This window comes from Geminisphaera colitermitum TAV2, from assembly GCF_000171235.2.
GTDB classification, from domain to species: Bacteria; Verrucomicrobiota; Verrucomicrobiia; order Opitutales; family Opitutaceae; genus Geminisphaera; species Geminisphaera colitermitum.
This window is the reverse complement of record NZ_ABEA03000159.1, coordinates 1-6,043: the sequence shown is the minus strand read 5'-3', so window position 1 is coordinate 6,043 and position 6,043 is coordinate 1. Positions and strand designations below refer to the sequence as shown.

The following is a 6,043-nucleotide window of genomic DNA, read 5'->3' as shown; positions in this document are numbered from 1 at the left end:
CCCCCCCCCCCCCCCCTGCCGCCTCCCATCGCACCAAGGCCCTCATCCTCGACCGAGACGGCACCCTCATCGAACACGTCCCCTACCTGCACAAACCCGACGACATCCGCCTCCTTCCCGGCGTTGCCGCCGCCCTGCGCGCTGCTCAACGCGCCGGTATCCAACTCTTCCTGCACACCAACCAATCCGGCGTCGCTCGCGGCATGTTCAACCTCGACGCCGTCCACGCCTGCAACGACCGCCTCATTGCCCTCCTTGACCTCGGTCCCCGCCCCTTCGAGCGCATCTGCATCGCACCCGAAGGCCCCGACGCCCCCCTCGACTCGCCCAACGTTTATCGCAAACCCTCCCCCCGCTTCGCGCACGAAATCATGCGCGACTACCAACTCCAGCCACACGAAATCTGTTACATTGGCGACCGCGGCTCCGACCTCGCCACCGCGCACGCCGCCGACACACGCGGCGTCGGCGTTGCCACTGGCCTCGACGACCTCCACGCCGAACTCGCCGCCCTCGGCCTCGACAAAACCTATCCCATCTTCCCGACCCTCGCCACCGCCCTTCATCACGAAGGCGTGCCCTTCGACCCCGGCGCCGCCACCCGCGTCTTCACGCTCGACGCCCTCGTTGAACGCCGCCGCCGCCTCGCTGCCGAAGGCCGCCGCCTCGTCCTCACTAACGGCGTCTTCGACCTCCTCCACCGCGGCCACCTCGAATACCTTCAAAAATCCGCGCAACTCGGCGACGAACTCTGGATCGCCGTCAACAGCGACGACTCCGTCCGCCGTCTCAAAGGCCCCGACCGCCCCCTCAACAACGAACACGACCGCGCCTTCGCCCTTGCCAGCCTCCGCAGCGTCGATGCCGTATTCATTTTCCCAGGACCACGCCTCGCCGACGAAATCCGCGCCCTCCGCCCCGACATCTACACCAAGGCAGGCGACTACACCCTCGAAAACCTCGACCCCTCCGAACGCGAAGCCCTCCTCGAAACCCGCGCGCAAATCATCTTCCAACCCTTCATCGCCGGACGCTCCACCACCTCGCTCATCCAACGCATGCGCCTCCCCGAAACACCCGCCACCACCGCAGCAGCAGCAAGCACCACCACCCAATCACGCCAACAATGAACGAAAAAATCCTCGTCACCGGCGGTGCCGGCCTCATTGGCAGCGCCCTCATCTGGGCGCTCAACCGCCGCGGCCACGACAACATCCTCGTCACCGACCAACTCGGCACCGACGAAAAATGGCGCAACCTCGTCCCCCTCCGCTACGACAACTACATCGAAGCCGACCGACTCTGGGACCGCCTTGACACCCCCGAATTACGCGACGTCCGCCGCGTTTACCACCTCGGCGCCTGCTCTGCCACCACCGAAAAAAACGCCCGCTATCTCATCGAAAACAACTACGACTACACCCGCCGCCTCGCCGAATGGGCGCTCTCCGGCCAACGCCGCTTCGTTTACGCCTCCTCCGCTGCCACCTACGGCGACGTCTCCGCGGGCATGGCCGACGGACACGACAACCTCGACGCCCTCCGCCCCCTCAACATGTACGGCTACTCCAAACACCTCTTCGACCAACACGCTCGCCGACGCGGTTGGTTTGACCCCGCGCATGGCGGCATCGTTGGACTCAAGTTTTTCAACATTTTTGGTCCCAACGAAGACCACAAAGCCGACATGCGCAGCGTCGTCCACAAAGCCTGTGCGCAAATCCGCTCCGAAGGCCGCGTCACCCTCTTCAAAAGCCACCGCCCCGACTACCGCGACGGAGAACAAAAACGCGATTTCCTCTACGTAAAAGACGCCGTCTCCATGATGCTTCACCTTGCCGACACGCCCACCGCCGCCGGACTCTACAACATCGGCTCAGGCCGCGCTTCCACTTGGATCGAACTCGTCACCCCCATCTTTGCCGCCCTCGATTTGCCGGTGAAAATCGACTTCATCGACATGCCCGAAATCCTCCGAGGCAAATACCAATACTACACCTGTGCTGACACCACCCGCCTGCGAGAAAGCGGATGGTCCCCCCCCCCCCCCCCCCTCACGGATGCCGTTACCGACTACGTTAAAAACTACCTCATCCCCGACGCCCGCCTCGGCGACGAACGCACGCAAAACCACGCCCCCTAACCTCCCGCCTCAGCCCTCTCGCCCGCCAGTCCCCCCCCCCCCCCCCCTCTCTCTCTCGCCGCACTACCGATGACCACTCAAGACCTCCTCTCCCGTTTTCCCAAATCCCGCGTGCTGGTGATTGGCGACATCATGGTTGACCACTACCTATGGGGCGACGTCACACGCATTTCCCCCGAAGCCCCCGTGCCCGTGGTCCACGTAACCAAGGAAACGCACATTCCAGGCGGCGCGGCCAACGTTGCCAACAACCTTGCAGCACTCGGCGTGCGAGTGGAACTCATCGGAGCGCTCGGCGAGGACGACTCCGGCCAACGCCTGCGCAACCTGCTCGCCATGCGCGGCATCGAATCAGAACGCTGCCTCGTTTCCCCAAAAATCCCCACCATCGTCAAAACCCGTGTCGTTGCCCGCACCCAGCAAGTTTGCCGTATCGACCACGAGGATACACGGACTAGTTACGACCTGCACGCATCCGATCCCGCTTTTGTTGAACACATCTGTGCGGCCATCACCGAAGCTGACGCCGTCATTGTTTCCGACTACGCCAAAGGCGTTGTTACCCAGCCCCTCATCGACCTGCTCATGGAGCAAACCAAACGGCACAAAGTCCTGCTCGCCGTGGACCCCAAGCCTGCGCGCAAACTCGTTTACAACGGCATCGGCCTCATGACCCCCAACCGACACGAAGCTTTGGAAATGGCTGGCATGCGCGAACCCGCACACGGCGAACCCTATCCGCTCGAAGCCGTCTGCCGCCGCCTCTACGAATGGTTTGCCCCCGAATTGCTCGTCGTGACCCTCGGAGCCGACGGCATGGCCGTGTGTCAGGCCGGCCAAATCGTGCAAACCCTCCCCACCGAAGCCCGTGAAGTTTTTGATGTCTCCGGAGCCGGCGACACCGTGATCGCCACGCTGACCGCCGCCCTGATTGCCGGGGCCGATGCGGTGACAGCCGCCCGCATCGCCAATCGCGCCGCCGGCATTGTCGTATCCAAAGTCGGCACCATCACCGTTTCCCCCGACGAATTGCTCGCCGCCGGGTAACCCCCACGGAGGGCGGGTCTCCCGACCCGCCAGACGCGGCGCAGCCGCGCCCTTCCGGTCCGGATGGACGACGCTCCGCGTCGTCGGCGGGTCGGGAGACCCGCCCTCCGATGGTTTGAGTCGCACCCGCCCCCTTGCCCAATTCGCCGCTGCGCTTGCTTCCATTTATATTTCTGTTCTCTTTTCGCCCGCCACAACTGGTCCCTTCCTAACACCGTGAATCCCCTGCCACTCCCGATTCTGCTGGCTGCCGCCAGTGAAACCGCAACCACTGCCGCATCAGCCGCCATCGGCGTCGCAGCCCACGCGCCGCAAATCGCGCTCAAGCTCAACCTCAACTGGATCGACTACCTCATCCTCGCCACCTACTTCGCCTTTGTCATCGGCATCGGCTGGCTGCTGCGACGGCACCTCAAAACGAGCACCGATTTCTTCGAGTCCGGCCGCTCGCTCCCCGCCTGGATCTGCGCCCTCGGTTTCATCGGCGCCAACCTCGGCGCGCAGGAAGTCATCGGCATGGCCGCCTCGGGCGCCAAATACGGCATCTCGACCAGCCACTTTTATTGGGTCGGCGCCATCCCGGCCATGGTCTTCGTGGGCATTTTCATGATGCCCTTTTACTACGGCTCCAAGGCCCGCTCGGTGCCCGAGTATCTGAAACTCCGATACGACGAAAAAACGCGCACCCTCAACGCCCTCACCTTCGCCTTCATGACGGTGTTCTCCTCCGGCATCTCCATGCACGCCCTCGCCACCCTGCTCGTGGCCATCGTCGGGTTTGACTACAACCTGTGCATCATCGCCTCCGGCCTCATCGTCCTCGTTTACATCTACACGGGCGGCCTCAACTCGGCGATTTACAACGAAGTCCTTCAATTTTTCCTCATCGTCCTCGGCTTCCTCCCCCTCGTGCTGATCGGCCTTCAGGACATCGGCGGCTGGGACGGACTGATGCAAAACCTCGGTCTCCACGCCGAGGCGCAAGGCATGCCCGGCGCATGGTCGCACTCCTGGGCGCACATGGGCAGCGCCAGCGCCAATCCCATGGGCGTCGAATGGTTCGGCCTGGCGATGGGACTCGGATTCGTCCTCTCGTTCGGCTACTGGTGCACCGACTTCCTCGTCGTGCAACGCGCCATGGCCGCCAAGGACATGAACGCCGCGCGCCGCACCCCGCTCATTGCCGCCGTGCCCAAGATGCTGTTCCCCTTCCTCGTCATCGTGCCCGGCATGATCGCCGTGGCGCTCATCCAACGCGGCGGCGCGGATGCCCTCCAACTGCCCACCACCGTCACCGGCGACACCGACTACAACATGATCGTGCCCGCCATGCTCGGAAAATACTTCCCCAACGGACTGCTCGGCATCGGCCTCACCGCGCTCATGGCCTCGTTCATGTCGGGCATGGCGGGCAACGTCACCGCCTTCAACACCGTCTTCACCTACGACATTTACCAGACGCACATCAAACCCGGCGCCGACGACGCCCACCTCATGCGCGTGGGCCGCATGACGACCATCATCGGCCTCATCGTCAGCGCCCTGTGCGCCTACACCGCGCGCCAGTTCAACAACATCATGGACATGCTTCAACTGGTGTTCGGCTTCGTGAACGCCCCGCTCTTTGGCGTCTTCCTGCTCGGCATGTTCTGGCGACGCACCACCGGGCACGGCGCATTTTGGGGACTGATTTCGGGCACCCTCGCGGCGATCCTCACGCACGGCCTCACGATTCCGGCGCGCAGCCTCAAACCCTACATCCTCGAAGCTCCCGGCATCAAAGGCGGCTGGCTGGGCAACCTGCACGAATTTCCCAGTTCCATGGCTCAAAGCTTCTGGGTGGCCATCGCGGCCTTCACCGTGTGCTTCACGACCACGATTGTGATCTCGCTCGCCACGCGCCGCCTCAAAAACAACGACGACCTCATCGGCCTCGTCTGGTCGCTCACGCCCAAACCTGAGGAACACGCAAATATTCGCTGGTATGCCCGTCCCGCGATTCTCGGACTGCTCGTGCTCGCCGGCGCGCTCACGCTCAACATCATCTTCTGGTGACCGGGTGAGCCCTCCCCCCCCCCCCCCCTCCCGAATCCCAACTCCAACCTTCAAACCCGATTCACCCATGCAACTTGATGTCCGCGCCCCGATGGGCTGGCTCTTTCTGATACTCGGTTTGCTGCTCCTGGGCTACGGCCTGTTCAGCGACCCGGCGATTTACCAAAAGCACTCGCTCGGCAGCAACGTGAACCTCCACTGGGGCGGCGTTTTTGCCGCTTTTGGAGCCGTGTGCCTTTTCCTTGCCCGCAAGAAAAAGGCCTGACGGAAACGGTCGAAGCTCAAAGGTTTCAAAGTCGAAAGCCGGGCTCTGGAGCGGCGGTGTCCTCGTGCGCCGGATGCGCGTTGGTTCTTCGACGTTTTCGGTGGATAGACGAGAGGTGGCGCGGCAGCGCCCGTAGCGCAGGGCGGGAGGTCTTGCCTGCAATCCAAACTACTGCGCGAAGCGCCGCTTGCCTTGACGTAGTTCGGAGCTTTAGCCCGAACCGTTACCTCTGCGTATTCGTGAGTCGCACGGTTCGGATTGGCAATAAAGCACCGAACTACGTGACAAACCGATGTCACCGCGCTTCGCGCAATCAATTTAGATGGCAGGCAAGATGCCTGCGCTACGGGCGCTACCGCGCCAACTCCCGCTATATCAACTTATCGAGTCTCCACTGAAAACGTCGAAGAACCATTGTATTTTTCCGGCTCTGCGTTCTCTGCGTGAGACAAAATAAACCGACGATGCTTTAGCCGACCGTGATCTTGCGCGGCTTGCGGGCCTCGCCCTTGGGCAGGGTCACGGTCAGGATG

The 6,043-nt window shown here is 62.9% G+C and carries 5 protein-coding genes; all 5 read left to right on the top strand.

Annotation, left to right across the window (positions count from 1 at the left end):
- Positions 1-1,130: HAD-IIIA family hydrolase (locus OBACDRAFT_RS26895; protein ID WP_081722169.1), on the top strand; the 1,130-nt coding region annotated here is incomplete at its 5' end.
- Positions 1,127-2,143, top strand: coding sequence for an ADP-glyceromanno-heptose 6-epimerase (rfaD, locus tag OBACDRAFT_RS17660; RefSeq protein ID WP_043587964.1), 1,017 nt, complete (start codon positions 1,127-1,129; stop codon positions 2,141-2,143). The genes OBACDRAFT_RS26895 and rfaD, both read left to right, overlap by 4 nt.
- 69 nt (positions 2,144-2,212) lie before the next feature.
- The gene (locus OBACDRAFT_RS17655) at positions 2,213-3,190 is read left to right on the top strand and encodes a bifunctional heptose 7-phosphate kinase/heptose 1-phosphate adenyltransferase (protein ID WP_043587961.1); all 978 of its coding nucleotides are present in this window, start codon (positions 2,213-2,215) and stop codon (positions 3,188-3,190) included.
- A gap of 216 nt (positions 3,191-3,406) precedes the next feature.
- Entirely contained in the window at positions 3,407-5,245 is a 1,839-nt protein-coding gene (locus OBACDRAFT_RS17650) for a sodium:solute symporter family protein (protein ID WP_043587960.1), read from the top strand.
- A 67-nt stretch (positions 5,246-5,312) separates the two neighbouring features.
- A complete protein-coding gene (locus tag OBACDRAFT_RS17645; protein WP_043587958.1) occupies positions 5,313-5,510 on the top strand; it encodes a hypothetical protein in 198 nt (65 codons plus the stop codon).
- Positions 5,511-6,043: the final 533 nt, after the last annotated feature.

What these genes read in the sequence shown, in the direction of transcription:
- OBACDRAFT_RS17655 (WP_043587961.1), top strand. Translation starts at nt 2,213, where the DNA reads ATGACCACTCAAGACCTCCTCTCCCGTTTTCCCAAATCCCGCGTGCTG.
- rfaD (WP_043587964.1), top strand. Translation starts at nt 1,127, where the DNA reads ATGAACGAAAAAATCCTCGTCACCGGCGGTGCCGGCCTCATTGGCAGC.
- OBACDRAFT_RS17645 (WP_043587958.1), top strand. Translation starts at nt 5,313, where the DNA reads ATGCAACTTGATGTCCGCGCCCCGATGGGCTGGCTCTTTCTGATACTC.